General features: G+C 44.4%; 2 protein-coding genes and 1 pseudogene. All 3 read right to left on the reverse strand.

The features are described 5' to 3' along the window. Positions 1-76: pseudogene (locus ACVBIK_RS20620) on the reverse strand (reverse transcriptase domain-containing protein); the annotation flags it as partial. 56 nt (positions 77-132) lie between these two features. After that, positions 133-1,050, reverse strand: coding sequence for an IS5 family transposase (locus ACVBIK_RS20625; protein ID WP_447170421.1), 918 nt, complete (start codon positions 1,048-1,050; stop codon positions 133-135). A gap of 30 nt (positions 1,051-1,080) precedes the next feature. Next, the coding region (locus tag ACVBIK_RS20630) for a reverse transcriptase domain-containing protein (RefSeq protein ID WP_447170422.1) at positions 1,081-1,512 on the reverse strand (432 nt) is incomplete at its 5' end.

A 1,512-nucleotide genomic window follows, 5' to 3' on the forward strand; every position in this document is an offset into this window, starting at 1 on the left:
AAAATGATAGAACGTTACTTTTACTCGGCTTAATGAGCAATTTGCCTTTGTACTTTCTAAGATTGAATCCCAGAAAGGGCGTTGTTGATCAAATAACTGCTTGAGATGCAGCTATACCAAGGTTTTCTGTGTTTATGGAGTGGTCTGTCTAACAGGCATACCTAGCTCTATGACTTTGTTCATCGCTTTTACACCCGCCAAAGCTTCTCCTACCTGTGCATTGTAATCACGTAAGCTTAACTTGGAGCCGATGAGTTGTTTGTAGCGATACATCGCAGTCTCCGATAACGAGCGTTGATGGTAATCATTGTCATCTTTCCATTGCTTTAACGTCCCAGATTTCAATGCTTCAACAGCCTCATTTCGCGGGTGACCATCTTCCCTGTATCCTGCGTTTGAACGCGGCGGAATCGTTGGTTTTGCACCTTTGCGTTGCAGTAATTTGTGGCACTCTTTTGTGTCGTATGCACCATCAGCTGAGACTTGATTTAACTTTCGGCGAAGCGGGTTGAGCATTGTCGGTAATACTTCGTTATCAGCGACATTAACGAGGCTGACTTCGGCTGATATAACATCGTGAGTCTCTGCGTCAATCCCGAGGTGCAACTTACGCCATGTGCGCCGGCGCTCCTTACCGTGCTTCCGCGTTTTCCATTCACCTTCACCGTAAACTTTCAACCCTGTTGAATCAACGACAAGATGAGTCACGGGACCTCGACAGGGGTTACGATACTTAACCTCAACAGTCTTTGCCCGCTTGCTTATACAAGTGTAATCCGGTGCAGCTAATGGCACATCCATCAGTCGAAACAGAGAATTTATGAAGCCTTCAGTTGCCCGCAGTGACAACTTAAATATGCCTTTGAGCATGAGGGCGGTTTCAATCGCTGTATCACTAAATTGAAAACCTCTACCACGACCGCCGTGATGGGCTTTGCAGTGCCAAGCATTGATGGCTGATTCATCCAGCCAAAAAGTAACCGAACCTCGATTGACTAATGCTTGGTTGTACTGTTTCCTGTTAATTATTTTACGTTTGGATTTGCCCATGAAGCCTGTCTCGTTGTGGTACTAACAAGATCAGATCACAGAACGGCCAAATGGTTCCTTAGATTTAGGCAACAACGCCCCCAGAAAGTCAAAACCATCATCGATATGAGTTATGTGCGTTTTCTCATCAGAGAGTGTTAAGCCTCTTTCCTGTAGAAAACCAATTAGCTGCGGTTTGATTTCATTAGCGAGCACTTCCTTCGAAGAACCTGTGATAACAAAATCGTCTGCATATCCGATAAAGTTGACTCTATTCCCTGTTTTACAGGCAATAAACTTAACCAACAGCTCTAATCCAGCCAGCGTGAGCAACATCAGCGTTGGCGAGATTATCCCGCCTTGCGGAGTCCTTTCTGCTGTTTTGTAGAACAATCCTTTATCAACATATTGTGGCTTAATAAACTTGTACACCGATATGAGGTAAACTGCCCTTAATATAGAACGGTGTAAACGTAATGAAGA

This window comes from Shewanella sp. 125m-1 (assembly GCF_052977065.1).